This is a genomic window from uncultured Neptuniibacter sp. (assembly GCF_947498015.1).
Taxonomy (GTDB): domain Bacteria; phylum Pseudomonadota; class Gammaproteobacteria; order Pseudomonadales; family Balneatricaceae; genus Neptuniibacter.
The window spans coordinates 221166-246139 of the sequence record NZ_CANMIR010000004.1 but is presented as its reverse complement, the minus strand read 5'-3'; the positions used below and the strand labels follow the sequence as shown (position 1 = coordinate 246139).

Annotated in this window: 27 protein-coding genes; 7 read left to right on the top strand and 20 right to left on the bottom strand. The window is 47.3% G+C overall.

Annotated features, from left to right (window positions below; translation table 11 throughout):
- Positions 1-2: 2 nt before the first annotated feature.
- Genes Q0882_RS07170 through Q0882_RS07140 form a run of 7 tightly spaced genes read right to left on the bottom strand, consistent with a single transcriptional unit; the run spans position 3 to position 4181 of the window.
- On the bottom strand, positions 3-1121 hold the full coding sequence (locus Q0882_RS07170) for a nickel-dependent hydrogenase large subunit (RefSeq protein WP_299179421.1): 1119 nt from the start codon (positions 1119-1121) through the stop codon (positions 3-5).
- A 9-nt stretch (positions 1122-1130) separates the two neighbouring features.
- Positions 1131-1670, bottom strand: a complete 540-nt coding sequence (gene hybE, locus Q0882_RS07165) for a [NiFe]-hydrogenase assembly chaperone HybE (RefSeq protein ID WP_299179418.1) — start codon at positions 1668-1670, stop codon at positions 1131-1133.
- A gap of 2 nt (positions 1671-1672) precedes the next feature.
- Positions 1673-1900 carry a rubredoxin gene (locus Q0882_RS07160; RefSeq protein WP_299179415.1) on the bottom strand — a complete coding sequence of 76 codons (228 nt, stop codon included), beginning with the start codon at positions 1898-1900 and terminating at the stop codon, positions 1673-1675.
- Entirely contained in the window at positions 1897-2778 is an 882-nt protein-coding gene (locus Q0882_RS07155) for a hydrogenase expression/formation protein (protein ID WP_299179412.1), read from the bottom strand. Before Q0882_RS07155 ends, Q0882_RS07160 begins: the two co-directional genes overlap by 4 nt.
- 15 nt (positions 2779-2793) lie before the next feature.
- Positions 2794-3225 carry a hypothetical protein gene (locus tag Q0882_RS07150; protein ID WP_299179409.1) on the bottom strand — a complete coding sequence of 144 codons (432 nt, stop codon included), beginning with the start codon at positions 3223-3225 and terminating at the stop codon, positions 2794-2796.
- A 12-nt stretch (positions 3226-3237) separates the two neighbouring features.
- Complete coding sequence (locus tag Q0882_RS07145; protein ID WP_299179406.1) at positions 3238-3543, bottom strand: HypC/HybG/HupF family hydrogenase formation chaperone; 306 nt, start codon at positions 3541-3543, stop codon at positions 3238-3240.
- A complete protein-coding gene (locus Q0882_RS07140; RefSeq protein WP_299179403.1) occupies positions 3543-4181 on the bottom strand; it encodes a HyaD/HybD family hydrogenase maturation endopeptidase in 639 nt (212 codons plus the stop codon). Before Q0882_RS07140 ends, Q0882_RS07145 begins: the two co-directional genes overlap by 1 nt.
- Before the next feature lie 295 nt (positions 4182-4476).
- Here Q0882_RS07140 and Q0882_RS07135 point away from each other — a divergent pair, with 295 nt between their 5' ends.
- Both Q0882_RS07135 and Q0882_RS07130 read left to right on the top strand, forming a co-directional pair.
- Complete coding sequence (locus tag Q0882_RS07135) at positions 4477-4695, top strand: hypothetical protein (protein ID WP_299179400.1); 219 nt, start codon at positions 4477-4479, stop codon at positions 4693-4695.
- A gap of 93 nt (positions 4696-4788) precedes the next feature.
- Positions 4789-5892 carry a phosphoribosylaminoimidazolesuccinocarboxamide synthase gene (locus Q0882_RS07130; protein WP_299179396.1) on the top strand — a complete coding sequence of 368 codons (1104 nt, stop codon included), beginning with the start codon at positions 4789-4791 and terminating at the stop codon, positions 5890-5892.
- Between the two features lie 41 nt (positions 5893-5933).
- Here the strand turns inward: Q0882_RS07130 and Q0882_RS07125 are convergent, their stop codons facing one another.
- On the bottom strand, positions 5934-8174 hold the full coding sequence (locus tag Q0882_RS07125; protein WP_299179394.1) for a diguanylate cyclase: 2241 nt from the start codon (positions 8172-8174) through the stop codon (positions 5934-5936).
- A gap of 399 nt (positions 8175-8573) precedes the next feature.
- On the opposite strand from Q0882_RS07125, the gene Q0882_RS07120 reads away from it, so the two are divergent.
- Both Q0882_RS07120 and Q0882_RS07115 read left to right on the top strand, forming a co-directional pair.
- On the top strand, positions 8574-10211 hold the full coding sequence (locus Q0882_RS07120) for a methyl-accepting chemotaxis protein (protein ID WP_299179392.1): 1638 nt from the start codon (positions 8574-8576) through the stop codon (positions 10209-10211).
- 56 nt (positions 10212-10267) lie between these two features.
- Complete coding sequence (locus Q0882_RS07115) at positions 10268-10597, top strand: DOPA 4,5-dioxygenase family protein (protein WP_299179390.1); 330 nt, start codon at positions 10268-10270, stop codon at positions 10595-10597.
- Position 10598: 1 nt separating this feature from the next.
- Here the strand turns inward: Q0882_RS07115 and Q0882_RS07110 are convergent, their stop codons facing one another.
- The 5 genes from Q0882_RS07110 to Q0882_RS07090 all read right to left on the bottom strand — a co-directional run bounded on the left by Q0882_RS07110 (position 10599) and on the right by Q0882_RS07090 (position 15162).
- A complete protein-coding gene (locus tag Q0882_RS07110; RefSeq protein WP_299179388.1) occupies positions 10599-12050 on the bottom strand; it encodes a nickel-dependent hydrogenase large subunit in 1452 nt (483 codons plus the stop codon).
- A gap of 1 nt (position 12051) precedes the next feature.
- Complete coding sequence (locus Q0882_RS07105; RefSeq protein WP_299179386.1) at positions 12052-13047, bottom strand: HupU protein; 996 nt, start codon at positions 13045-13047, stop codon at positions 12052-12054.
- The gene (locus tag Q0882_RS07100; RefSeq protein ID WP_299179384.1) at positions 13040-14368 is read right to left on the bottom strand and encodes an ATP-binding protein; all 1329 of its coding nucleotides are present in this window, start codon (positions 14366-14368) and stop codon (positions 13040-13042) included. Before Q0882_RS07100 ends, Q0882_RS07105 begins: the two co-directional genes overlap by 8 nt.
- Before the next feature lie 32 nt (positions 14369-14400).
- Positions 14401-14769 (bottom strand): TraR/DksA family transcriptional regulator, encoded by a 369-nt coding sequence (locus tag Q0882_RS07095; protein ID WP_299179382.1) that lies wholly within the window; start codon positions 14767-14769, stop codon positions 14401-14403.
- Between the two features lie 96 nt (positions 14770-14865).
- Positions 14866-15162, bottom strand: coding sequence for a c-type cytochrome (locus tag Q0882_RS07090; RefSeq protein ID WP_299179380.1), 297 nt, complete (start codon positions 15160-15162; stop codon positions 14866-14868).
- Between the two features lie 189 nt (positions 15163-15351).
- Between Q0882_RS07090 and Q0882_RS07085 the strand changes: the two genes are divergently transcribed.
- The gene (locus tag Q0882_RS07085) at positions 15352-16968 is read left to right on the top strand and encodes an EAL domain-containing protein (RefSeq protein WP_299179637.1); all 1617 of its coding nucleotides are present in this window, start codon (positions 15352-15354) and stop codon (positions 16966-16968) included.
- Positions 16969-17011: 43 nt separating this feature from the next.
- Here the strand turns inward: Q0882_RS07085 and htpG are convergent, their stop codons facing one another.
- A complete protein-coding gene (gene htpG / locus Q0882_RS07080; protein WP_299179378.1) occupies positions 17012-18934 on the bottom strand; it encodes a molecular chaperone HtpG in 1923 nt (640 codons plus the stop codon).
- A gap of 137 nt (positions 18935-19071) precedes the next feature.
- Positions 19072-19785: a DUF599 family protein gene (locus tag Q0882_RS07075; RefSeq protein WP_299179376.1), complete on the bottom strand. Its 714-nt coding sequence runs from the start codon at positions 19783-19785 to the stop codon at positions 19072-19074.
- A gap of 92 nt (positions 19786-19877) precedes the next feature.
- Between Q0882_RS07075 and Q0882_RS07070 the strand changes: the two genes are divergently transcribed.
- Positions 19878-20198 (top strand): DUF3301 domain-containing protein, encoded by a 321-nt coding sequence (locus Q0882_RS07070; RefSeq protein WP_299179374.1) that lies wholly within the window; start codon positions 19878-19880, stop codon positions 20196-20198.
- Positions 20199-20230: 32 nt separating this feature from the next.
- Here Q0882_RS07070 and Q0882_RS07065 read toward each other — a convergent pair whose 3' ends face one another.
- From Q0882_RS07065 to Q0882_RS07055, 3 genes are all read right to left on the bottom strand, one after another.
- Complete coding sequence (locus Q0882_RS07065; protein WP_299179372.1) at positions 20231-20575, bottom strand: hypothetical protein; 345 nt, start codon at positions 20573-20575, stop codon at positions 20231-20233.
- A 292-nt stretch (positions 20576-20867) separates the two neighbouring features.
- Positions 20868-21071 carry a cold-shock protein gene (locus Q0882_RS07060; RefSeq protein WP_299179370.1) on the bottom strand — a complete coding sequence of 68 codons (204 nt, stop codon included), beginning with the start codon at positions 21069-21071 and terminating at the stop codon, positions 20868-20870.
- Between the two features lie 223 nt (positions 21072-21294).
- Positions 21295-22761, bottom strand: a complete 1467-nt coding sequence (locus tag Q0882_RS07055) for a YdiU family protein (protein WP_299179368.1) — start codon at positions 22759-22761, stop codon at positions 21295-21297.
- A 104-nt stretch (positions 22762-22865) separates the two neighbouring features.
- Between Q0882_RS07055 and Q0882_RS07050 the strand changes: the two genes are divergently transcribed.
- Positions 22866-23177, top strand: coding sequence for an MGMT family protein (locus tag Q0882_RS07050; RefSeq protein WP_299179366.1), 312 nt, complete (start codon positions 22866-22868; stop codon positions 23175-23177).
- Here Q0882_RS07050 and Q0882_RS07045 read toward each other — a convergent pair.
- Positions 23174-24178, bottom strand: a complete 1005-nt coding sequence (locus tag Q0882_RS07045) for a class I SAM-dependent methyltransferase (protein ID WP_299179364.1) — start codon at positions 24176-24178, stop codon at positions 23174-23176. The genes Q0882_RS07050 and Q0882_RS07045 overlap by 4 nt on opposite strands.
- Before the next feature lie 155 nt (positions 24179-24333).
- On the bottom strand, positions 24334-24921 hold the full coding sequence (locus Q0882_RS07040; RefSeq protein WP_299179363.1) for a DNA-3-methyladenine glycosylase I: 588 nt from the start codon (positions 24919-24921) through the stop codon (positions 24334-24336).
- Between the last annotated feature and the right edge of the window lie 53 nt (positions 24922-24974).

Below are 24974 nucleotides of genomic sequence, written 5' to 3'. Positions count from 1 at the left end.
AATCAGATCACTTCAACCTCATAAGAAACACAGGGATCAACAGCAAGAACCAGCTTTTCTACCAACAATTTCAACTTATCTGCGGGCACTCTGACTCCCTCGAGCATTCGGACCAGTGTTCCCTGCGGATGAAAGTTCCACTCTGTAGGTGCGATCAGTTTAAAGCCTCTGACACGCTCCCCCTGATCACTGATCTCAGTCTTAAGCTGATGAACCAACATCCCTCTTGCTGCTTCTACTTTGACCAATCCAGGCTCCTCTACCTCAATCAGACTCTCAGCTTTAATCTGATGTAAACGCTGGGGCAAACTGCGTAACTCCAGCAACAGAGCCAGAAAACGTTGCGCTATGGGGTGCATCGCTAACAGCTCTGATTCCTTAATCATCTGCCGGGTTCTATTTCGTGTCCACATACTGGTTTCAAGACAACCCGTTTCAGTAACAGGTTTCGCACAAAACTCAAACGCATCAGTATTCAGTTTATGCCCCAAGTACCCCGGCGTCATCTGAATTTCATGGCAGCCCCGCCCTAACTCAATACCTTTGAATGTTTCACTTAACTCAGCGACAACCTGCCCAACAGGATGGGAACGTCGATGTGTTAAGACCGCCTCTTTAAACTGCAGCTCATCTGCTTCAGTGATTACAGAAAGAATCCGGCAGAGCTCGGCAGCCCAATCAGAATATGCAAGCACCGAAGGCTCCCTGCCAGGCTTCAATAACAGGGCCCAGCTCAATGCATTGCTCACTTCGGCATACCAACACAGCAGCTTAGGAAGGTCGATCACTTTACTCTCTGGCATCCAATCCCGAGCAAGACGGATCCCCAGCTCTCTGGCTGTCTCCGCTAACAGCAGAAACTGGCGAGCCTCTATCACTGCAGCATGCGGTTTCCACCCCTGGAGAGATTCAATTGCAGTCAACGTTGCAACGGATTGAGCACAGCGGCAAAGACTGAATAAAAGCGGTACCTGCTGCACAACTTCATCCGGAGTTTTTCCCTCCAGCATGCGGGTTAGCTGGACCGGACGGGAGGAGATCAGCTCAACCTGTTGAATATATCCTCTACGATAATGGACACCCACTTTAATCTGACCGGCAATATTCGTATGCATGTTCATAACAATCACTCAGCGCCTGTCTGCCCAGGTAGCAGTCAAGAAACCTCTCCGGCTCACTCCTTCGGACGGAGAGGATCTTCTGACACTGCCACTCGGTGCAGTACGGTTCTCCTGCTCTTCTTTGGTACTCAATTCACGTTGACGATCGGTCAACGCTACATGATCTTTATCGACCACAGCCCGGATCACCTCCTCAGCCACCGCTACCGCAGCGGGTTGATCTTCAAACTCAGCCATAGGCGAAAATAGAGAACAACTCAGATAGCCTCCCAAAGACGCATCCCAGTGACGGATAAAATCATAGCGTCCTGACGGTAGTTCAATGATCTGGGTTTCACCTATCTCATTAGCGTTCCACTGATCTTTGTTGTCAGGCAGTAACAAGAGATTCATACACCAAGGCGTGATCAGCACCCCCATACGGTATGAGTTCAGGGGTTGATATCCGATAAAATCAACTTCAAGTTTTGGGTTGTAGACCGGCAGATCAGCCATTCGCTCAGCCGCACGTAAAAACGGTGCTTTAACAGCTTCAATCTGCGTCTGCATACTCAATCCTCAATCACCATAAACTGCTCTTTGTCGCCATCACACTCAGGACAGCGCCAGTGATCAGGAAGCTGGCTAAACGGAGTCCCTGCAGCTATCTGCCATACCGAATCCCCCTCTTCGGGGTTATAGACATGCCAGCAGATCTTGCATTCAAGGCGGGCTCCCTCATCCAGACGGTTGTTATCCCCCAGATAACTTCCCTCAAAGCCCTGATATTGTCCATTCACACCATCACCTCTCTGATCTCATGAAGTCGCTCCGCAGAATCTCCCAGATCTTCCTGCGCTGCACAGGCAACCAGCGGGACATCGGTAATTTCAAGGGTGTCTAGTATCAGTTGATCTGTGCTGTTGTAGTACTGTACCCGCCAAAGCCCCTCGACACGGGTGGAGGTGATACGACAGTTGCCATATCCACGAGACAAAACGGTCACAGCTCCTGTACCGGTTACTTCACTTAGGTAGAGATGGTCCTGAGGGGAGAAGGGCAGCAGAGACAGATTGATAACATGAGGTGTCGACCCTGCGAAACCCTCCTCTTTAAGTGCGATATAAGCCTGTGAGGCATCACTGATTTCAACCAGAACGGACGGTGCATTAAGTACGTCCTGAGGAAGAGCTGGCTCTGTCAATCTCATAGGTCGGGCCTCTTCAAAAGCATAGGTTCTAACCATTGCAGGTACATCTGCAACCTCAAGAAACTCATCCTTTAACGAACCATCATTTTCATTCAATTCACGTATCCACCAGACACCAGCTAAAACTGTTTCCTGGGCTACCAGCTTCTGGTTGCCTTGAATGGAGATACTCACCTCCCCTTCACCCAGTATCTGATTGAGAAGCGCTCGATCCTTATCGGCTAAAGAGGAAAGCATAATTTTAGCGGTATCATCACCCACGCGGTAAGTTTCTAATGCCTTCTGGAGTAGCTCCATAACCGCTAACGCTTGTGGGCAATCAGCAGCCTGCTCGGCTTCAGGCAGCACAGGGATATCATAACTAGCCATCTCGGAGGGCATCTTCATGTAATCCAGGACCATGTCACCTTCATCCTGGCTACCCGGGCCCATCGGAACATTCACTAAAGGGATACCATTATTTTCCATCTTGAATTCCTCTGATTATTGCCCGCACGGTGTAGCTGAAGGGTTGACGACCACAGGGATCCCAATTCCAGGATCGCGGCGCGGTTCCAGATTGAGAATACTGTTGATTTCTGCAAGGTAGATATCCCAGTCCTGAACTTTACTGATATGTCCCAGATATCGGCCCTGCTTGAGGAAAACCAGCGTCGGCCAGACAGTAAAGTTGTAACGCCCCTGCACTGTTTTCTCATAGGCGGGAGAAACAACACCTGCCGTTAGTTGAGGGAACTGACGAACCAGCTCAGGTAGAATGACCGCCACATCATTACTTTCCGGAAAGCGCTTAGGCTCTTCAGTACAAAACAATACGGAAAAATCATGTGCCTGAATAAAAGCGGTGAAATTTTCCTCAGTTAATAATGGAAACTTCAACTCTTCAATCAAACGGTTAATTAATGGTGAACTCATGATGTCACTCTCTTAATTGTTATTTTGCAGATGGGGTGGAAGTTGTGGTTCACGCTCTAGCAGATCAGAGAACAGCGAATCAACATCAGCGGTTTCTCCCTGCATGACTGCCGCCACGGCTTGCAGTGCATTTTGGATCTGGCATGCTCTCTCCTCACTGAGGATCTCTCGTGCAGCCCCCAGGAAAACCAGAACCCATGTCCCAGGTGGCTGAACACCCAACAGAGAGATATCTACCCTCTCCTGAACTTCTCCATGCCGACAGATTGCAGTCTGAGCATCGGAACTCTCAATTTGCATCGGAATACCCAGACACATCACTCAGACCTGCTGATCGGATTAACAAAACGGGGGTCCCCCTCCCGAAAAGCATCCTCTTCTGAGGGCCTGCCGGACTCATACATACCGATCTCCAACTCGCCCGGAGCCAGCGCCTCAGGTCGCCCGGAACGTGTCACGGGTTCAATGCCCAGCTCTTTCAGGTAATCCAGTGCAATTTTCAGGGCTGGCTGGATCTGATCTCTCACTTTATCTCTGAGGCTACCTCCAAAATCTTCCAACTCAACCGGCTGACATCCCACCAACAGTAGATGCTCAGGATAGCTCCCTGTAAATTCAGCCATCGCCAACACCTCCTGAAATCCTGTCTGATGGAGGCTCATCTGTTTTGCCCCCATAAACTTAGGCACATCTTCATCGTAAATTTTCTTCAGCGTGCCTGGTTCCAATCCATAATCAATCGCATCAAACACCACCAGCACGTCAGCAGCCTGAACATGCTGCACCAGATAGATCCCCTGCGTGCCACCATCCATCAATTTTACACTTTCACTAAACTGGACCTGATGGTTCAAAGCTTCCACACAGCGGACACCAAATCCTTCATCAGCCCATAAAACGTTTCCAATCCCCAGAATCAGGACCTGTTTGTCTAGAGGGGTTTCTGTGTCTGTCATTATTCTTTACCGTCACAGCAACTGTTACACATTGAGTTACAACCTCGCTTTACACCAGTAACTTCAAGGAACGTGCCAAACCTGTCGATAGCACTGGGAGGGCCGCATTAATGGCTGTTACGCTTAGGGTTACAAAATATAAACACACCACTAAAAGAAATTAACATTCCATTTTAGCTCCGTTGTGGAAAGCTACTTTCCATCATATATTTCACACTACCTATTGATCAGATATCGCACTATTCTGGTATACTATTCGTTTAATTTTTGCTGTTTCGGAGTAAGTGCAAAGCGCATGACTGAAGAAGAATTAATCAGTCGCCTCGCATCTTTATCAACAGAGCAACTGGATGCTATTCAACAACAACTGCATGAACACGCAGAGCGCAAGGAAGCAGAGAGAGAGCGACTCAAAAAATTACCGCCTCGGACCTCTAACGATCTCGAAGCGCTTGCAGATATGCAGGGGCTGGACTTGAGCTCACTGATGCGTGATGTAAAACGCTACTCCTGATATGAGGCCACACGGCAAACCAGTTTCTAAGATATTTTCATTTACCAATAACTACTTTTAACCGTTTAAAGAATTAATACAGGACATATATCCATGAGTCTTGCTGATAAAGTATTGGCTGTTAACAATGATCTTCCCATTCGCACTGATCTCCCTATTCACAGCGGCAAAGTTCGCTCTGTTTACTGGTTAACAGAGGAAGACAGTAAACGACTGATCAAAGAGAAAGGCTACGATGTTGCCGAAGATGCCCCATTGGCCATCATGGTAATCAGTGACCGAATCTCCGCTTTTGAATGCATCTGGCACGGCGAAGGCGGCATGAACGGCGTACCTGGCAAAGGCGCCGCTCTGAATGCGATCTCCAACCATTGGTTCAAGCTGTTCCGTGAAAATGGGCTTGCTGACAGCCACATCCTGGACATTCCTCATCCATTTGTCTGGATTGTCCAGAAAGCAAAACCAGTGATGATAGAAGCGATCTGCCGCCAGTACATCACGGGCTCTATGTGGCGCTCCTACGCAAAAGGTGAGCGTGAGTTCTGTGGCATTCAGATACCTGATGGGCTTGAAAAAGATCAGAAACTACCTGAACTGCTGATCACCCCTTCCACTAAAGGAATTCTGACGGGCATCCCTGGTGTTCCTGAGGTCGACGACGTCAACATCACACGTGATGATATCGTTAACAACCATGAAGCCTTCCAGTTCCGTAGCCAGGAAGATATCGCTCAGTATGAAAAACTGCTGCAGGAAGGTTTCGATGTCATCAGCAGTGAACTTGAAAAACTGGATCAGGTCTTCGTTGATACCAAATTTGAGTTCGGTTATGTCACTGACGCATCAGGTAATGAGAAACTGATCTATATGGATGAAGTCGGCACGCCAGATTCATCACGCATCTGGGATGGCCCATCCTACCGTGAAGGCAAAGTGATCGAAAACTCTAAAGAGGTCTTCCGCCAGGAGTTGCTGAATCACTTCCCAGATCCTGACATCCTGCTGAATAAAGAGCGTATGGATGAGCGCTATGCGCTGGCAAAAGAGAATGATCTACCAGAAGCGCTGCTGATGAAGGTATCCGAAACTTACGTCGGTATCGCGGAGAAGATCACAGGTGAAAAACTGACTTTGTCAGAAAACCCTAAAGCTGAGATCGTTGAGATCCTGCGTAAGGATTACGGCCTGATCGACTAAGTAAGACTGAATAAAAAGCGCCGGAAACCCCGGCGTTTTTTTTATTCATATCTGACACAATTTTTACCCTCAGCTTTAGCCAAATATAGTGCGGCATCCGCCCTACTTATCCAACTTTCAACACTCTCTCCTCTTCGGTACTGTGCGACACCAAAGCTGCAGGTTACAGAGCGCCTTAATCCAAATTTATGCTCGGCGATGGATTGTCTGAATTTTTCCGCAATCCGGTCTGCCTGATCCAGATCGGTTTCCATCATCAGGAAGAGAAACTCCTCACCACCCCAGCGACCAAACCGATCTGTTTTTCTGGACATCTTTTTAATCAGATTAGTCACACTGATCAGAACCCGATCCCCTGCATCATGACCATAGCTGTCATTGACACGCTTAAAATCATCGACATCAAAAAAGATCACGGACATATTCCAATTGTGGCGTTGTGCTAGATTGGTAAAACTCTCCAGCTCTTCTCTCATCTTACGTCGACTTAAAATCCCCGTTAATGCATCCTGCTCAGCAATCAGTTTCAACATTCGATTGTAGGAAAGCACACTAAGATAACGGTATAAACCAATCAACATCAGAATAACGGCCACACCCAGAATCAGCCAAATAATGGTGTAATCGATCTTGCGTTCGTAATTGACCACAACCCAGCGTTTAAAAATATTATCCTGCTGATCAGCATCAATCGAGGAGATCGACTTATTCAGAATATTCAAAAGAAAATCGGGCGCTTGTTGTGAGACAGCGATACTGATATCCCAACTATCGCGCAGCGTGTCTGATAGAGTGATCCCACTCAACTGGTGCGCTTTCAGGTGATGGGCGATATTTGCATCCCCTCCAATGAAACCGTCCACCTCACCTGACATCACCATCCTAAGACCATCAATATTACGGTTCACACCGATCGCTTTCAGCCCTGAATATCGGCTTTGAAGAATCTCATGGAATGCTGATCCTTCAATCACCCCGACTCTCATTGCCGCCAGAGGTTTTTCCTCATTATCCGTTCGGGTAGCGACGACAGCAGGAATGCTCAGATAGGGCTTGGTAAACTTTAGATAATGACTTCTCTTGACGGTTTGCATCGCCCCGGCAATCAATTCACATTGGCCACTACGAACTAGTTGCAGCGTACCTGACCAGGTTGTACTGGGCACAATCTCATATTTCAAATGCACATTACCCATGATCAGTTTCAAATAATCAGAGATCATCCCCTCATGGTCCCCACGGAGATAAGATTCATAGGGGTACCAATCCGGATTAATACACACCTTTACACGCCCCCTTTCTCGGATATATTTCAACTCATCCTGACTCAGGCGGTATAGATTGCTCGGCGGTTGATAGATAAAGTCTGAGAAGTCATACCCAAGGAATATACTGCCCGTAATCAGATAAACCTGTGCCATCTCATTAAACTTTTCTAACGATAGGGTGCCAAAACTTCCCTCGGAATCAAACGCAAGCTTCTTTAATTCCTGCCCCTCAAACACAAGTGCATCGAGTGTTTTTTCCTGAGAGTTGTATTTATCAAAAATAACCTGAGCCGTTTCGCCAATATGATTGAAAGCATATTGCCAACCTCGGATAGAAGCCCGATAAAAGCGATCAGTTAGCTCAGGATTTTTTTCAATAAACTCGCGTGAGGTGAAAAGAATATCCGAATACATATCAAATCCGTAATCCTTCGGATGAATGATATGGTAGGGCACCCCTTTTTTTGCCATCTGAAAAGGCTCATTGGAAACATAGGACGCCATCGCCTCGGTTTTACCTGATATAAGATCAGCGACGTTATAGCTATGTTGCTGCTGATTGAAATCATTAAGGGTAATACCCGCCTGCAACAGCATTGCAATCACCTCACCCACTTTCTTTGCATCGTTGGTGATCATGATGTTTCGCCCTTTAAGATCAGACGAAGTGCTTATTCCGGAGGCTTTGGTGGTTAACAGCATAAGAGGGGATTTTTGATATGCGGCAAACAACGCAACAACATCTGCGCCCGCATTTTTATCGATCAATAGCGAGGTTCTGGCAACAGCAAATTGAGAGTTTCCCTGTAAGACCTCATCCACAAGGTCAATACCGAAATCAAACTCCTTCAGTTCAACACCGATACCCTCTTCAGCATAAAAACCCTTCTCAATCGCCATATAATACCCGGCAAACTGAAACTGATGCTTCCACAACAGCTGCAATGAGATGTTCTCTTGCGCAAAAACAAGAGTACTGACCAGACACAACAAGCCCGCTACCAACGCTTTCACAGAAGCCCCTTCAACGACAGTTCCACTTTAAATTTTAGTCCAGCAAAACGATGATACACGCATTTTTTTGACGATAAATTTAGCTTTACCCTGTTTCGACGATTCCTCTTAAGCTAACGTTAATTCTAGCTGAATGAACACTCCTTTTTTTTAGAAAAGTCACTCAATTATCGAATAAAAAATACTCGACTATAATAACCAAGTGGTTTAATAAGGTAATTGAAAAAGAAAAACACAAAAAAATTAAGTAACTGTTTGTAATAAACTGACTTTTTGCTATAAATTCCAAAGAGATAATAATTCTAATCGTACGTATGGAATAACTTTCAAAGAGCAGCCACGGATCTGAACACTCTTGTTCTCGGCAGCAGACTCAATTCGCAATGCTGGGGACAAGATATGCTTTTAAACGGCTTAACCATACGCAGTAAACTGCTAATCACTTCAATTCTGCCTGTCATAGGCATCATCATCATTATCACTACCTCCCTAACTAAACTGAAACACGCAGACGAAGGTGTTGGCCGCATCTACGATGATCGTGTTGTCCCTTTGGAGGACTTAAAACTGATTGCGGATGATTACGCAGTTCATGTCATTGATGCTGTTAACAAGGCCAATGCAGGTTTAATGAGCAGCAGTGAAGCCCAGGCCGGTATTGTGAAAGCGCGGGCTCACATTAATGAGAAGTGGCAGAAATATATGGCCACAACCCTGACAACGGAGGAGGCCCTTTTAGCCAAAGAGGCTGAAGCCCTGTTCGCTATGGCCAATCGCTCAATCGATCAACTGCAAAATGCACTGAAAGCGTTGGGTAGCGGCAATGTCGCCGGGCTGCTAAATGAATTTGACGGCCCGCTATACGCCAGCATCGATCCTGTAGGTAACAAACTTGGAGAGCTGATACATCTCCAACTGGTGGTCGCAGCTGAAGAGAAGAGATACGTAGATGATGAGTACCATAGTGCGATCACCTTAATGATCGTCCTTGGTGCGATTACCATACTGATTCTCGGTATTTCGAGTCGATTGGTATACAGCTCTATTAAGCACCCTCTGGACCGTCTGAATGTTGCGATGAATAAAGTCGCTGGCGAATCTGATTTGACCGCTTCGGTTGAGGTGACGGGTAGAGATGAGCTTTCTGAGATCTCTGATAATTTCAATAAGATGCTGAAACATCAACAGGCACTGATTGGTGAAATTGGTAACGCCACTCATCAGTTGAGTGCTGCGGCAGAAGAGATGTCATCCGTCAGTATTCAGGCAACCCAGAGCATTAATAATCAACGCCTGGAGATTGAACAGGTCGCCAGCGCTATGAATGAGATGGTCTCCACCTCTCAGGATGTTGCCACCAATGCTGAACACGCCGATAGCCAGGCAAAAGTGATGCTCGACCAGGCCGATGAGGGCAATAAAATTGTTAACGCAGCCGTACAATCCACTAACACGCTGGTAGGTAATGTCAGCGAAGTCTCTGAACGGATTAAGGCGGTTGAAGCGGACAGCGAAAGTATCGGTTCTGTTGTTGGTGTAATTAATGATATCGCCGAGCAAACTAATCTACTCGCTCTGAATGCAGCGATTGAGGCTGCCCGTGCGGGCGATCAGGGCCGCGGATTCGCCGTCGTCGCAGATGAAGTACGTACACTCGCACAGCGCACTCAGCAATCCACTACTGAAATTGAACAAGCCATTGATCGACTGCAGTCTGGCACCCGAATGGCTGTTACCTCAATGGAACAGAGTCATACGGAAGCAGAACAAGCCGGAGGCAAAGCAGCTGAAGCCGGTGCGGCACTGCAGGGCATTTCAGAGGCCGTGGGTATGATTACCGATATGAACACTCACATCGCCTCTGCCAGTGAGGAGCAGACCAGCGTAGCCGAAGAGATCAATCGCTCACTGGTTGCGATCAATGATGCCTCTCAGGAATCCGCTGATGGCGCGACTCAGATCTCCGCTGCCAGCGAACAGCTCTCCAGGCTGGCGGTTGACCTGAATGGTAAAGTAGGTCAGTTTAAGATCAATTAAGTCACAAACCCTACTCCCCTGAAAACTCAGGGGAGTAGCAATACTGAAGAGAGATTATGTCCCCATTCCCGGCCTATCATGCCCATATCTACTTTGATAAAAGCACATTAGAACAGGCTGAAATTCTCTGCCATTCGGCAGCGGAACATTTTCCTGTACGCATGGGACGCATACACCAGAAACCGGTAGGTCCGCACCCCTTCTGGAGTTGCCAACTCAGTTTTGAAGCAGAGCTTTTTGCAGAGCTGATCCCCTGGCTCAACGCCCATCGAAATGGACTGAGGATCCTGGTACACCCCGTTACTGACGATCATCTTAAAGATCATCGGGATTATGCCATGTGGCTGGGTGATTCAGCTCAACTGGATCTCTCTATCTTTAACTAATCTAGTGAACCGTACAGACCATACAAGGGTCAAACGATCTGACGATATGCTGGACAGCAACCGGTTCTTTCTCCCCTGGCTGTACCGGTGTACCGACTAAGGCCTGCTCCAACACACCGGGTACCGACTGCTGATCTCGTGGCGAAAAGTTCCAGGTGGTGGGCGCAATGATCTGATAATTACTGATCCGGCCTTTTTCAACCCTCAACCAGTGCCCCAGACTCCCTCTGGCCGCCTCAACCATACCTACACCACTTCCCTCTTTCGGTAACTTACCCTGGTGACAGAACGGTTCATTGGGATTCAGTGCTTTTGCCCAGTGTTGCATCTGTGGGATAACCAGAGCCAATTCAACTAGACGAGCGATAATACGGCTTTCAACTGTTGCTCCCTGCTGCCTTACCAGATCGGTGATAAGCGGATGACCATTGATCAACTGCCGGGAGAGCGCACCCACCTCAACCACCTGCTGTTGCAACCGGGGAGCCTTACACCAGCTATATGCCTCACTGTTATCGAGTGAGGGCTCAGTAATGCCGGAACTTGGGTGTAATGGCTGGTCCCCCCCCTGCATCCAGGCGTAGGCCAGGTCTTCAGTGATCTGCGAAGAATCTACTGGGTTAATCTTTCCATCAAGATAGGTTCCAGAACGGATAAAACGTTGCCCCTTAACGGGATAATTTCCGTAGCTCAAAAATTGACCGGTCCCCTGTCCCAGCTCAGACAGCTGTAACTTATCACTCAGGTGGAGGAAGGTACGGAAATCACTGCTTGCCCAATCGGCTTTGTCAGCCCAATCCTGCAGTTCGTCAACTGATTGCAGCTCAGTGATCGCCTCCAGATCATCACCAAACAGGTGCTGCTCCAGATACCGACGAAATGAGCCGATCACGGCTAAAAGACGTATTCTCTCCTGTGGTTCAACCGGTTTTGAACTACCCCCAGGCTGCAGGCTTAATGTATGCGGCCACTTACCAGCCATGATCCCCATAAGATGGAGGAAATCAGAACGAGCCGGTAGCATCCGTTGCGACGCACTCCCTTTCTGGGCCTTATAGCGCGATTCAACTTCACTAAACCACGGCTGACCTGCATATATCTCCCGCGCAAAATCTGGCATAAAAAACAGATAGAAATGTGTCAGCAGGTCCGTCATGTTTTCATTGGCAAGCACCAGATTGGTAGCCAGTTCACCGTTTTCCGGCACATCAAGATCCATAAGATCTGCTAGCGCATTGGCGCAGGCAACTGACTGACTGACAGAACAGATCCCACAGATCCTGGGGGTATAAACCAACGCATCCATCGGCTGCTGACCCTGAAGGATTCGTTCAAAACCTCTGAAGAGCGGAGAGTTCACGCGCGCACTGTTCACTTGACCCTCTTCAATATCGAGGCTGATCTCGAGATCACCCTCAACCCGGTTAAACGGGCCTACCAAAATACGGCTCATTTCAGTTTTTTCTCTTATGAATAGTGGGCGGATAGATCAGCTTCTCAGAGGTCGCATTTTTACGTAACCGGTCAGGGGTAGCTGCTTTCGATAGGGAAGCCAGTGCTACGAACCAGGCCTTCGGCATATCGGTAGGTAATCCGACAGGTATGCCCGCTATTTTGGGGGTTTCGGTAAAGCTATGGCCGGGTTCTTCAAACTCTGGAGCGGTGCAGTTAATACAGGCATACCCCCCTTTGGTACATGACCCCTCTCCGTTCCAGGGCCGACTGTTGCAATCAGCATGCGCCTGAGTACCCAGGCAGCCCATATTCTCCATCATACAACCACGTTCACCCGGCGACTCGGCACTCGCTTTATATTCATAATACTCATTCCGATTGCAGCCATGGTGAACCAGTTGGTCAGCATACATTCGAGGGCGACCAAACGCATCAAGGGCTGCCTCCTCGTGTTCACCGAGCGCCACACTAATCAGGGTTTCTGTTACCCAGTTAGGGTGTACCGGACAACCGGAGATATTGATCGCTTTAAATCCCGCTACCGAGCGGTAGTGATCCCCCAGTAGCCCTCCCGCCAACTCCCCTTCAAACTGCAAGCCAGTGGCATCGGTTATATTTTCACCCGCTGCGGAAATACCGCCATAAGCGGCACAGGAACCGATTGCAAAAAGGTAACGCGATTTCTGTGAGAGTTTCTGCACCCACTCCATCACCGAGCAGCCCGTGCCTCCCAACATATGAAAACGCCCTGTCCCATTGGGACCACGCAGGATTGATCCCTCGATGCAGAGGGCATCCAATTGTATTTGGTCACTCAGAATCTGCTCCAGAATCGAAACCACTTCTGATCCGGTCTCCTCACTGAGAGAGGGGTGCCAAAGCAGATTTATTCCGGCAGATTCAAGTATAGAGAGCAGGTCGGGAGATTCTGCGTTCAGCAGCGACATTGAACAGCCACCGCACCCCGCAGACTGCAACCAAAGCACATTAAACATCAGCCGGCTCCTGACTGGATAGAACCAATCGCGCCCGAGCACCTTGCGGATCACAATTCTTTATCTCGAGTACTCCCCCATGTTCAGAGACAATCCCATAGCTAATCGAGAGTCCAAGACCAGTTCCCTGGCCAACCGGCTTTGTCGTAAAGAAGGGATCAAACAGGCGCGAGAGATTTTCCTCAGAGATTCCGGGACCGCTATCTGTAACAGTGAACTCAATCTGGTAATCGCTCTGCTTAAGCGTTAGCTCCAGGCATTGTCGCGATGAATCGCTCATCGCATCAACCGCATTTTGAATCAGATTGACGACCACCTGATGAATCTGACCCGAATGCCCGAATGCCTGAACTTTATCCGGGATCTTTTCTACAACTTCGATCGGCCGCTTGCTCTCTTTGATGATCCAATGAAGTGCCGTTCTGATAACATGGGTGAGATCAAACAGCTGCTTTTCGGACTCCTGTGACGAGGAGAACTGTTTAAGATCATTTACGATCTCTTTGACCCGATCAGCTCCCTCCATGGTTCCCTCAACCAAGGAGTTCAGATCTTTGATCAACTTATCAAGACGCAAGCTTTCACGCATCTCACGCAATGCTTCCCGTGACTGCCCCTCATTGATCGCATCGAAATACTGGCTGAGTCTGTCAGTGTAGCGTTGCAGTGCATGCATATTGCCGTAAACAAAACTGATCGGATTATTCAGCTCATGAGCGACACCCGCAACCAGACGACCCAGCGATGCCATTTTTTCAGACTGAACCAACCGTTCCTGAGCCAGTTTTAACTCAGCATGAGCGCTATTGAGTTCGATATAGGCCTTCTGTAACTCCCCAAGTGGACGTCCTACCAGCACCATCCCAACCAGTCTTCCCCGATGATTGCGACGGGGAGAGCAGTTCATCGAGAGAGGTACTGAGCCCTCCTGGGTTTTCAGTTCCAGTTCACAGTCCTTAACAGGCTGCAGCTTAATCTGAGTCAGAAAGCTGTTTACTTTCTGCAGGTAACGCGAATCCACCAACTCTGTAAAATGAACACCAAACAGCTGCTCACTGCTTTTTCCGGTCAAGCGCTCAAGGGCACGATTAACCCGCTGGATCGCTCCTACCTGATCACATACAATCAGGACATCACTCATCGAGCTCTGGACACTGTCAAAAAACAGCTTACTCTCCTCAAGCTCTGCATTTTTCTCCTCAACCTCTACCTGGGAATGCACCAGATCAGCATAGGCTTCATCCATTTTCTGGATGACACTGACCCACGCATCTTCAGCGTTCGGAGAGGTTACATCGATGGGAGCGTTCTTTTCTGACATAAAAAATAGATCACGAATAATTTATAAAATACTTATGGCGCATTTTGCTCCTGCTTTTCCTGACAGGAGATACACAACGGTGATTCGGGTTTTGCATTCAAGCGAGCAGAAGGGATCTGCTCACCGCAACCTTCACAATAGCCGTACTCATCATTATCAATTTTACTTAATGCTTCCTCGATCTGGCGGATCCGTTCCTGACAGTGCCCCAGACTCGCAATCGCCATATTTTGCTGCTGCAATGCATCACCTCGCGAAACCCGTCCAACAGACTGCTGATCCAGCATGACCGGTTCAGATGCGTGCTGCAAAGATGAAGCCTCCTCTTCCAGCTCATTGCGTAGCTGATTAAGTTTAGCCAACATCTCATCGAGCTGAATTTCACTGATGTAATCTGACATAACACCCTCGACTCATAATTATCCTTAAGAGTGGCATAAATAGCAGGTATAAAAAAGGCCGCCCTAAGGCAGCCCTCTCTGGACAGCGGATAATACTTACTGTGCAGTCAGCACATCTACCGCTGCTTTCAGCGTAGCTTCATCACAGCTCATGCAGGTCCCTTTAGGCGGCATAGCCCCTTTACCACTGACCACCGTCTGAACCATCACATCGACCCCTTTGGCAATACGGGGTTCCCATGCAGCTTTATCACCCGGTTTAGGTGCACCACCCACACCAGCAACATGACACCCTTTACAGTGTTTGTCGTAAATTGCCTGACCATCAGCCTGTACTGTCATAGGTGATGCCGCTACTAACAAACCTAAAATCAAACCGGTTACTCGTTTCATGCCCCTTACCTCTCACCAGAATCTTTTTTCCTATTCAACTTAAAAACCTTCTATAAAACCATGATCTGAGGCATAAAGACCGTTAGGTCTGTTAAAAAAAGAGTAAATAGTAGACACTAAAACCCTTATAAACTATGTAACAATATATCTGACACACACCAGCCATGATCTAAAGGAATAGTGAATGTGATGAGACTCTCTAAGCTCCGTCAATTTGTAACTAAACTGCAAGCACCGGCTTTACTGAGTTTTGTGATTACGTTAATTCTGATCAGCATCTACATATACGAAAAGAATCTTACAGAGCAGCAGCAACACCAGCGCGACCTACAACTTCAGGCTGAACAGCTATCGAAGCAACTGGATCGCCATTTCAGCACAATCAACCGAGTGCTTATCGATGTTGAACCACTCAGGAGTGAATGTGACAACAACGTGCTCTACCACCTACGCAGCCTGATATTCAATGTGGCACCAGTGGTTGAGATCGGCGTTGTTAGCCCCAACGGCGAGTTAATCTGTACAAGCTGGCAGAAACATCATCAACCGCTTTCTGTGATCCCCGCACCCAGGGTTTACGGTTTGCGTTTTGGCGGTATTCATACCGTTGAGTATATGCAGCAACCCGCTTTTGTTCTGGCCAGAACTCTACGAGATGGCAGTGAAGTCAACGCCCTCGTAAGAATCAGCTGGCTGGAAAATCTGCTGCAGAGCTACACCAGTGAACTCGGATTCTCCGCCCTGATCAAAAGTGACTCAGGCGACCCGATTGTTGTAGATGGCTACTATAGCCTGCCAAATTCGACTGATATCATCCCTCTGGATCAGGAAAAGGTCATACATGCGGTTTTTCAAAATGGGCGGGAGCAACTGGCAGCATACAGCCCTTTAACAACCCTCCCTTCCTTAAGCGTCGTTATCAGTGAAGAGCAATCGATACTAAATCAGCAAGCATACGCTTTTCCCATTGTAAAAATCATGATCGCCATTGTTTGCTGGAGTCTACTGACCTTTCTGATCTACCAGTTCCAGACCTTTCTCACCGACAGTAGCCACCAGCTCAAAAAAGCGATCCGAAAAAAACAGTTTATCAATCACTATCAACCCATAATATCTGCAGCAGATAACGCGATTATTGGTGCCGAGGTACTGATGCGCTGGCAACATCCGACAGAGGGATTAAAAAGTCCAATCACATTTATTCCTGAAGCTCAGGAAAAACGCTTACTGAACGCGATGACAACTCAGCAACTTGAAAACTGCTACCGGCAACTCAAACCGCTTTTTAAACGTTATCCAGATTTTTTCATCACTGTAAACATCTCATACTGCCACCTAAAAAGCCGAACCATGGTGAATGAGCTGCTCAGATACCACCAACTGATCCCCACTCTGGTGCTTGAAGTGACAGAAGATGTGCTGATCGATCAAAGCGATGATCGAATCCGGGACTCTCTGTTAACACTCAGCTCCGCGGGTGTGAAGCTGGCTATCGATGATTTTGGCACCGGTTATTGCGGCTTAAGCTACCTTAGCCAGCTCCCTGTGAACTATCTCAAAGCAGATAAAAGCTTTGTGGCATCACTGGGTACTGATGCGACGAACGCACGTGTACTGGAGATGATCGTGAAGCTCGCGAAAAAGCTGAAACTTAAAGTGATCGCAGAAGGGGTGGAGACGATCGAACAACGCAATCTGCTGGATGAACTCCAGGTTGAGATGCATCAGGGCTGGCTCTACAGCAAAGCGATTTCTGCTGAACTGCTCATCGAGCAAGTTGAAAATAATGATGTGATATTTCAGTAAAAAAAAAAGCGGCTGATTCAGCCGCTTTTTCTAAACAAGGAGATTAGGCACTCAATTCCAACAACAACTTATTCAAGCGGGCAACGTAGGTTGCCGGATCTTCTAACTGCGCACCCGCTGCCAGACCCGCCTGATCAAACAGTACCAGAGCCAGATCTGCGAAACGATCTTCATCCGCTTCTTTATCCAGCTTCACGATCAGTGGATGTTCAGGGTTAATCTCAAAAGCGGGTTTAGTATCTGGCACAGCCTGACCTGCTGCTTCCATAATCTGGCGCATCTGCATACCCATATCATTTGCACCCAGCACAACACAAGCAGGGGAGTCAGTCAGACGGTGCGTGATACGTACTTCAGAGACTTTCTCAGCCAGGCTCTTCTGCAGCCGTTCCACCAGACCTTCAAGCTCTTTTGCAGCTTCTTCCTGCTCCTTTTTCTCTTCTTCAGAGGCGGTATCATCCAGATCCAACTCACCTTTCGCTACATCCTGAAATGCTTTTTCGCTGTAATTAAACAGCTGACTCATCATCCAGTCATCAATGCGGTCGGTCAGCAACAGAACCTCAATTCCCTTCTTACGGAAAATCTCGAGATGCGGGCTATTCTTGGCTGTGTTGTAGTTATCAGCAACAACGTAGTAGATCTTATCCTGACCTTCCTGCATGCGCTCGATATACTCATCCAAAGACACACTTTGATCATCATTGTCGTTATGTGTCGATGAGAAACGCATCAGCTTCAGAATCTTCTCGCGGTTTGCGTAATCTTCCGCTGGCCCCTCTTTCAGCACCTGACCAAACTCCGCCCAGAATTTCGCATACTGTTCAGGTTTATTTTTGCCAAGTTTAATCAGCATATCCAAAACTCGCTTAGTCAAAGCGGAACGCAGTTTGGTTACACTCTCATCCTTCTGAAGGATTTCACGAGAAACATTCAGGGACAGATCTTTTGTATCTACGATACCTTTCATAAAGCGAAGGTAGAGTGGCAGGAACTCTTCTGCCTGATCCATGATAAATACACGCTGCACATATAGTTTCAAACCACGTGGCGCTTCACGGTTCCACAGATCGTAAGGTGCTTTTTCTGGCACGTATAACAGGGAGGTGTATTCCAGATTACCCTCAACGCGGTTATGCGCCCAGGTCAGGGAATCACTAAAATCATGTGAGATATGTTTGTAGAACTCCTGATACTCTTCATCGGAGATCTCAGACTTGTTACGTGTCCACAGGGCTGTTGCGCTGTTTACCGTTTCATCTTCCAGCTCAGCGGGACTCTCTTTCTCGTTGCCCTCGTCATCAAATTCCGGTGTTGCTTCCTTCTGCATGATTACCGGGATAGATATATGGTCTGAATACTTACGAACCAGTCCTCTTAGGGCAAACCCATCAGCAAAGCTCTCTTCACCCTCTTTCAGGTGAAGTACGATACGGGTACCACGTCCGGCTTTCTCAACATCACCGATTGTAAACTCGCCTTCGCCTTCCGATGACCAGTGCACGCCCTCACCCACAGGCAGTCCTGCTTTACGGGTAAACACTTCAACTTTATCAGCGACGATAAATGAGGAGTAGAAACCAACACCAAACTGACCGATAAGCTGAGAATCTTTATTCTGATCACCTGTCAGCTGAGACAGGAACTGAGCTGTACCTGATTTAGCAATGGTACCCAGATGCTCAATCACATCATCACGGCTCATACCAATGCCATTATCTTCGATTGTCAGTGTTTTCGCATCTTTATCAAAACTGATGTTGATCTTCAGATCACCATCGTTTTCATACAGAGCTCCATTGGACAACGCTTCAAAGCGCAGCTTTTCTGCTGCATCAGACGCGTTTGAAATCAACTCTCTCAGAAAGATGTCTTTGTTGGAGTAGAGAGAGTGGATCATCAAATGAAGTAGTTGCTTTACTTCAGTCTGGAAGCCATGAGTTTCTGTACGAGTTTCAGTAGTCATCAACACTTTCCCAATATTGTCTGTTTTACTGTGAAACTGCATACACCGCTATCTGAAGCGCTGCATGCATCTACCAATAAGAGCAATATTGGGACAGGTCAGATCATTTCAACCTCAGGATAAGATTTTTCCTCTGTTCATTCTCCAGCGCTCATCATCAGTGTTTTCAATGTAGAGGATTTAAATTCACGACGATAGAGAATGTAGACCACCCCTGCTGTCAGGATCATAAAGATCCACGGATTAATAAACCATCCGAGAATAGCCATACAGAAATAATAGGTCCGCAACCCCAGGTTAAAATTATTAGCTGCCATGGAGGTCATTTTCGCCACCCGATTTGCATGAGCATCCGCCTGTTGTTGCGAAACATGCTCCTCTGGCAAGGGAGCTCCTCCGATCATGATAGAGACGAAACCGTACTGTCGCAGACTCCAGGTGAACTTAAAAAATGCATAAACAAAAAGTGAGATCATAAGCAGAATTTTAAGCTCCCACTCACCGCGTGTTGCAGGAAATGCAAAGGGGATATCAGCAACTACATCGATCGCCTGCTGTGTAGAACCTAATATTGTCATCAGGCCCGCCAGAATCAGCATGGTGGTTGACGCAAAAAATGAGACCCCTCTCTCGAGATTAGCTATCGCTGTTGTATCAGCAATACGCACGTCACGAGTCAGCATTCTCAACATCCACTCTTTGCGATACATATGCAACATACTGGCAAGGCATGCAGTGTCATAGCTGCGTTTACGGGAATAATACATATAGCCTTTAAAGCAGAGCAGAAACCAGACGAGCGCTAGCAGGTTCAACCAATTGTCCTGCAGGAATGGAATGAAAGAGGACATCTACTGTAACTCCAAGGCTAAATTAAACGTGCAATGTTCGACAACTCATTGTAAAACAAGCTAATAACTCTTGTCTCTGGAAACAGATCCTGATGCATATAGATCTAGAATCCCTTTTCTGGCTCACCCTTATTGCCTTCCTACTCTACCATTGGTGGCAGTCTCAGAAAGTCAAAGAGGTAGCATTACGCCATACCCGTAAACATTGTAAAGAGCTTGAGCTGCAACTGCTTGATGACAACATTAATCTGCGTGGATTCTGGCTGAAACGGGATGATAAAGGTCAATTGAGAATCTGGCGGGCTTATAACTTTGAATTCTCATCAACAGGTGATGAGCGTTATAGCGGTCGGGTAATTACACTGGGTCACAAGATCACTGACCTTCACCTGGAACCCCATCGTTTAGTGTAGTGACTGCTAAGGCAGTCACTACTCGCGGGTTACTATAGAGAAGGGTCTTTCAGGCGTCCTATCATGCCATCAGATTCCACTGTACGTTCTGGGAGTGTTGCAGCGGTCGGTTGATTGGCAAGTGTTTCATTAATACCTTCAACAGAGGTAATCTCCATTAGACCCTCAGAGGTCAAGCCGGGGTCAAGCCATCGGGATATCATAACTTGGCTTTGGTCCATAGCGCCTGCTTCTGACAGCCCTCTCTCCCATTGAGCGGTTGAACTATCAGGGTTTAGCAACTGGTTGATCATCACCTCAGATTGATCGATGGCATGCACAGCCGGTGGAGTTAACAGCGCCATTACACATGTCGTTGCGAGTATATATTTCATCATTGAATACTCCTTCGTAGATTAATACACCCCAGTAACAGATTCCTTTCCAGTGCCCCACAAAACGATTACATATACGACGGGCATGTAAAACCTAATTACATGAGATCAATCCTTAGACCTTTAAATTACTATGCTGGGTGTTCTTTGGACTGCAGGAGAATAAATGAATTCAGTGTATCCAGCACGAATGAGCTGAATGGGTGGAAAAATAGTTCTAAAGTAGTAAAAAAATGCATAAAAAAAGCAAGGCCTAAGCCTTGCTTCTTTTCAAGCTAACTATCAATTAAGGAGATTATACCTTAACGATGTTCTCAGCCTGTGGACCTTTCTGACCCTGAGTTACAGTGAACTCAACTTTCTGGCCTTCAGCCAGAGTTTTGAAGCCGTCGCCCTGGATAGCAGAGAAGTGAGCGAAAACGTCTGGGCCGTTTTCCTGCTCGATGAAACCAAAACCTTTCTCTTCGTTAAACCATTTAACTGTACCAGTAGTAGACATATTTGTAGTCCTATTCTTTCAGAGTAATTGTTTGCCTTAAAAAGGCGGTTGTGCTGGAAGTGCTGTGATTACTTATGAAAAACAGGACGACAACTAACAGTTATCGTAATGGTGTGCATAAATATACGGCTTACTTTCAAGCGGTTTCCATTTTATAGAGCTTTTTAATCCGCGGTCAACGAAAAATTCCTACTTTTCAATGACAAATTGAAGACTTTTGCATTTATGAGGAACAAGTCAGGCAAATTCCGCCTGCCCATTCAGGAGGCTCTTCAGTATATCGGGCAAAATCGGGGCGTAGTTCCATCGGTTTTCGAAGCAACATCAGCAGATCATGTACCGTTGAGAAATCTCCATCCGTGGCATCCCTTATCGCCTCTTCGGCCATATAATTTCTCAGGATATAAGCAGGATTAACCGCAAGCATCTGCGCCCTCCTTATAGGCGCACTCGCAACCTCGTAGGTTAACCTTTCTGCATATTGATCGATCCAGGGTTTAAGCTGCTCCGGGTACAATAGCAACTCAGCAAGGCCGCTGATAGATGACTCACTACCATCAAAACTGGCAAGAGCTCTGAAGAATCGATTCATATCAACCTCCTGTTGCGTAAATAGTGACAACAGCGTGCTGATGAGTAAGCTATCCTCTTCTCTTTGGATCTGCAGGCCTAACCGTTTCCGAAACACCATCAGCTCAGCGCCTGTGTATATTTCGGGATACTGATCAAGTACTTTGATTAGCGATTCTTTTTCGATCAGAGGTAACAACGCCTGCGCTAAACAGGATAGATTCCAGTGGATAATGGCCGGTTGCTGAGAAAAAGCATATCGCCCCTGATGATCATTGTGATTACTGATCAGATTTGGCTTATAACGATCAAGAAAGCTGTAGGGGCCATAATCAAAGGACTCTCCGATAAGTGACATATTATCAGTGTTTAGCACGGCATGGACAAAGCCGTATCCCTGCCAGTGAGCAACCAGATTCGCACTTCTATTTACCACCTCTTCAAACATTGCCAAATAGGGCTGCTCTTCTCGTTCATATTGCGGGAAGTATCGAGCCACGCAGTAATCAGCCAACTGCTTTAGAGATTCATGCTGCCGTGAATAGTAAAAATACTCAAAATGCCCGAACCGAATATGGCACTGAGATACTCTAAGCAACGCAGCACAGGGCTCCATCATTCCATCCCGCATCACCATCTCTTCACTGCCAACCAGAGATAAAGCGCGTGTTGTAGGGATTCCCAAACCATGCATCGCTTCACTGACAAGGTATTCACGGATGCTGGAACGAAGCACAGCTCGCCCGTCACCGAAACGGGAAAAGGCCGTTTTACCGGCACCTTTGAGATGGAGGTCCCATCGTTCACCCTGAGAATTAACTACCTCCCCAAGTAATACCCCTCTACCGTCACCCAGATCAGGGTTATAAACACCAAACTGATGCCCTGTATACTTCATCGCAAGCGGCTCGGCCCCAGGTAACTGACCGGCACCACCAAAATAATGTGCCAGCGCTTTGGGATCCACCTTGCAGGGATCAAGACCGAGTACTCCGGCAACATCCGGGTTAAACCCGATCAAAAACGGATTAGCCAGGGGGGTCGGATTAATCCTCTGGAAAAAATGATCCGGTAGCTGACTGTAACTGTTATCAAATGTAAGAGATTCTAACTGAATCATAGTGTTAAATTTCTGGCTGCTGCTTTATTACTTTTACCCTAGCATTTCAGTCAGGTATTATCATCCCATAACTTATAGGGACATTTCAGGTCGAGAGTTTATTCATGCTGGAACTTACAGACGCACAACGCTTTTGGCAGATCATTGCTCAGATTCCGAGAGGAAAGGTCGCAACCTATGGACAAGTTGCGACGCTGGCCGGAAAGCCCCGCATGGCACGTGCAGTAGGCCGCGCGTTAAGTAAACTACCAGAAGAAACTCAGCTTCCCTGGCATCGGGTTGTCAACGCTCAGGGACGTATATCCTTTCCCATCGACAGTGACGCTTATAAAGAGCAACGCAACAGGTTAGTTCAGGAAGGAATTGTAATGAGCGACGGACGAGTAAATTTTAAACAATACCGCTGGAACCCTTAAAGATGGAGCACCGCGATTTTGAGCGGTGACTGCCCATCACTGGTTGGAAAGTCCGCTTCAGGCTGCAATAGTTCTATATCTTTGACAGGTCGACCCGCTTTATCTCCACACCGTTTCACGATATCGAGCCACTCTGAAATCTCGACTTTTGCCACGTTGTTGGTACAGATAAGCATCCCTCCCTCGCGGGTGGCCAACAGCGCAGGTTTTAAAACACTGGGATAATCCCTGATCAGATCCACTGTTCCGAAATGACTTTTCGCCCAACGCGGCGGATCCAGATAAACCAGATCAAAAGCCTGTTCATCTAACCGCGGAAAGGAGCGCGGTTTCTGTCCACGGCGAACACGCTGCTTAACGGGTATACCTGCGAACTGCTTCGCTGCAGTAAAAAAATCACTCTGAATAAACTCAATCTGAGTGTTATCCAACCCATTCAGCTCAGCATTTTCTTTACCAACATCCAGGTTACGCTCAGCAAAATCAACATTTACAACCTGATTGGCACCCGCAACAGCTGCACAGACGCCAACACCGCAGGTATAAGAGAACAGATTCAGTACACTTTTATTCTGGGCATGATCAAGCACATAGCGGCGTCCCACTCTCATATCCAGGAACAGCAATGGATCCTGGCCAGCATGTTTGCCCCGTACACGGTAATTAACACCGATCTCCTGACCCACCAGATCTTCACTCCGTCTATTATGCTCATCCTGACGCCTGGAATTTTTCGCACTGCGGTCATTATAAACAACCTCCTTCGGATCAAATAACGATGCATAGTGGTTAGAAATCAGGTCCAACTGCTGTGTCGATAGGGATTCGTGAAAGGTCTGAATGAGCAACTGATCTCCATAACGGTCAACAGTAAGCCCGGATACCCCCTCATTGGTACCATGAAAAAGACGGTAACAGTTGGTTTGTTCCTCATGCAGTTTGAGCATAAGGTCAGTACGGATCTCAGCCGCTTTATTCAGGAGTGGGACCAGATCAGACATGAGGGAAGTTCCAATGATAACAGGGGACCAGATTGTACCCTCAAGCTCTCACCATGACGACAGGATTAGCATAAGAATATGATTGTGGCTTCGATCTCTTTTGCAGACGAGAAAACACCAACGAACAGAGTAGCCCCTTGAGGAGGAATATTGATCTAGCGATTTTTAGGGTAACACCAGCAACCCATAAGATGATCATCCACCATGCCAACGGCCTGCATATAAGCATAGATGATCGTGGAACCGACAAAGGACATTCCTCTCTTTTTGAGGTCTTTGGAGATAGCATCACTGAGCTCAGTTGTTACCGGAACATCTGAAAATTCCTGCCAATAATTGATGATCGGTTTATGATCCACATGCGCCCAAAGGTAGTCCGAGAAGGATCCGAACTCCTTCTGTATCGATACAAAAACAGCTGCATTTTTACGCGTAGAATAGATCTTGAGCTTATTACGAATGATACCTGGGTTCTCGCGCAGCGCCTCCAGCTCATCGTCACTCATACTCATCACCTTCTCCAGCTCAAAGCTATGAAAGGCATCCCGATATCCATCACGCTTGCGTAAAACCGTCTCCCAGCTTAAACCTGCCTGAGCCCCTTCCAGAATCAGCATCTCAAATAGTTTCTGGTCATCAAACTCAGGAACAGCCCATTCAGTATCATGATACTCGGCATAAAACTCCTGACCTGGCTTATTTCCAAAACAGCGCTTTTTACCATCTGTTTCTGAAACACGCATAGCTTCCAATCCTTAAGGCGTTTTAAGTTCAGCAGATGAAAATAGTGGAAATT

Excerpts from the sequence above, each read along its gene's own strand:
- Q0882_RS07170 (WP_299179421.1), bottom strand. The coding sequence starts at position 1,121 with ATGAACATGCATACGAATATTGCCGGTCAGATTAAAGTGGGTGTCCAT.
- hybE (WP_299179418.1), bottom strand. The coding sequence starts at position 1,670 with ATGCAGACGCAGATTGAAGCTGTTAAAGCACCGTTTTTACGTGCGGCT.
- Q0882_RS07155 (WP_299179412.1), bottom strand. The coding sequence starts at position 2,778 with ATGGAAAATAATGGTATCCCTTTAGTGAATGTTCCGATGGGCCCGGGT.
- Q0882_RS07150 (WP_299179409.1), bottom strand. The coding sequence starts at position 3,225 with ATGAGTTCACCATTAATTAACCGTTTGATTGAAGAGTTGAAGTTTCCA.
- Q0882_RS07145 (WP_299179406.1), bottom strand. The coding sequence starts at position 3,543 with ATGTGTCTGGGTATTCCGATGCAAATTGAGAGTTCCGATGCTCAGACT.
- Q0882_RS07140 (WP_299179403.1), bottom strand. The coding sequence starts at position 4,181 with ATGACAGACACAGAAACCCCTCTAGACAAACAGGTCCTGATTCTGGGG.
- Q0882_RS07135 (WP_299179400.1), top strand. The coding sequence starts at position 4,477 with ATGACTGAAGAAGAATTAATCAGTCGCCTCGCATCTTTATCAACAGAG.
- Q0882_RS07130 (WP_299179396.1), top strand. The coding sequence starts at position 4,789 with ATGAGTCTTGCTGATAAAGTATTGGCTGTTAACAATGATCTTCCCATT.
- Q0882_RS07120 (WP_299179392.1), top strand. The coding sequence starts at position 8,574 with ATGCTTTTAAACGGCTTAACCATACGCAGTAAACTGCTAATCACTTCA.
- Q0882_RS07115 (WP_299179390.1), top strand. The coding sequence starts at position 10,268 with ATGTCCCCATTCCCGGCCTATCATGCCCATATCTACTTTGATAAAAGC.
- Q0882_RS07110 (WP_299179388.1), bottom strand. The coding sequence starts at position 12,050 with ATGAGCCGTATTTTGGTAGGCCCGTTTAACCGGGTTGAGGGTGATCTC.
- Q0882_RS07105 (WP_299179386.1), bottom strand. The coding sequence starts at position 13,047 with ATGTTTAATGTGCTTTGGTTGCAGTCTGCGGGGTGCGGTGGCTGTTCA.
- Q0882_RS07100 (WP_299179384.1), bottom strand. The coding sequence starts at position 14,368 with ATGTCAGAAAAGAACGCTCCCATCGATGTAACCTCTCCGAACGCTGAA.
- Q0882_RS07095 (WP_299179382.1), bottom strand. The coding sequence starts at position 14,769 with ATGTCAGATTACATCAGTGAAATTCAGCTCGATGAGATGTTGGCTAAA.
- Q0882_RS07090 (WP_299179380.1), bottom strand. The coding sequence starts at position 15,162 with ATGAAACGAGTAACCGGTTTGATTTTAGGTTTGTTAGTAGCGGCATCA.
- Q0882_RS07085 (WP_299179637.1), top strand. The coding sequence starts at position 15,352 with ATGAGACTCTCTAAGCTCCGTCAATTTGTAACTAAACTGCAAGCACCG.
- htpG (WP_299179378.1), bottom strand. The coding sequence starts at position 18,934 with ATGACTACTGAAACTCGTACAGAAACTCATGGCTTCCAGACTGAAGTA.
- Q0882_RS07075 (WP_299179376.1), bottom strand. The coding sequence starts at position 19,785 with ATGTCCTCTTTCATTCCATTCCTGCAGGACAATTGGTTGAACCTGCTA.
- Q0882_RS07070 (WP_299179374.1), top strand. The coding sequence starts at position 19,878 with ATGCATATAGATCTAGAATCCCTTTTCTGGCTCACCCTTATTGCCTTC.
- Q0882_RS07065 (WP_299179372.1), bottom strand. The coding sequence starts at position 20,575 with ATGATGAAATATATACTCGCAACGACATGTGTAATGGCGCTGTTAACT.
- Q0882_RS07060 (WP_299179370.1), bottom strand. The coding sequence starts at position 21,071 with ATGTCTACTACTGGTACAGTTAAATGGTTTAACGAAGAGAAAGGTTTT.
- Q0882_RS07055 (WP_299179368.1), bottom strand. The coding sequence starts at position 22,761 with ATGATTCAGTTAGAATCTCTTACATTTGATAACAGTTACAGTCAGCTA.
- Q0882_RS07050 (WP_299179366.1), top strand. The coding sequence starts at position 22,866 with ATGCTGGAACTTACAGACGCACAACGCTTTTGGCAGATCATTGCTCAG.
- Q0882_RS07045 (WP_299179364.1), bottom strand. The coding sequence starts at position 24,178 with ATGTCTGATCTGGTCCCACTCCTGAATAAAGCGGCTGAGATCCGTACT.
- Q0882_RS07040 (WP_299179363.1), bottom strand. The coding sequence starts at position 24,921 with ATGCGTGTTTCAGAAACAGATGGTAAAAAGCGCTGTTTTGGAAATAAG.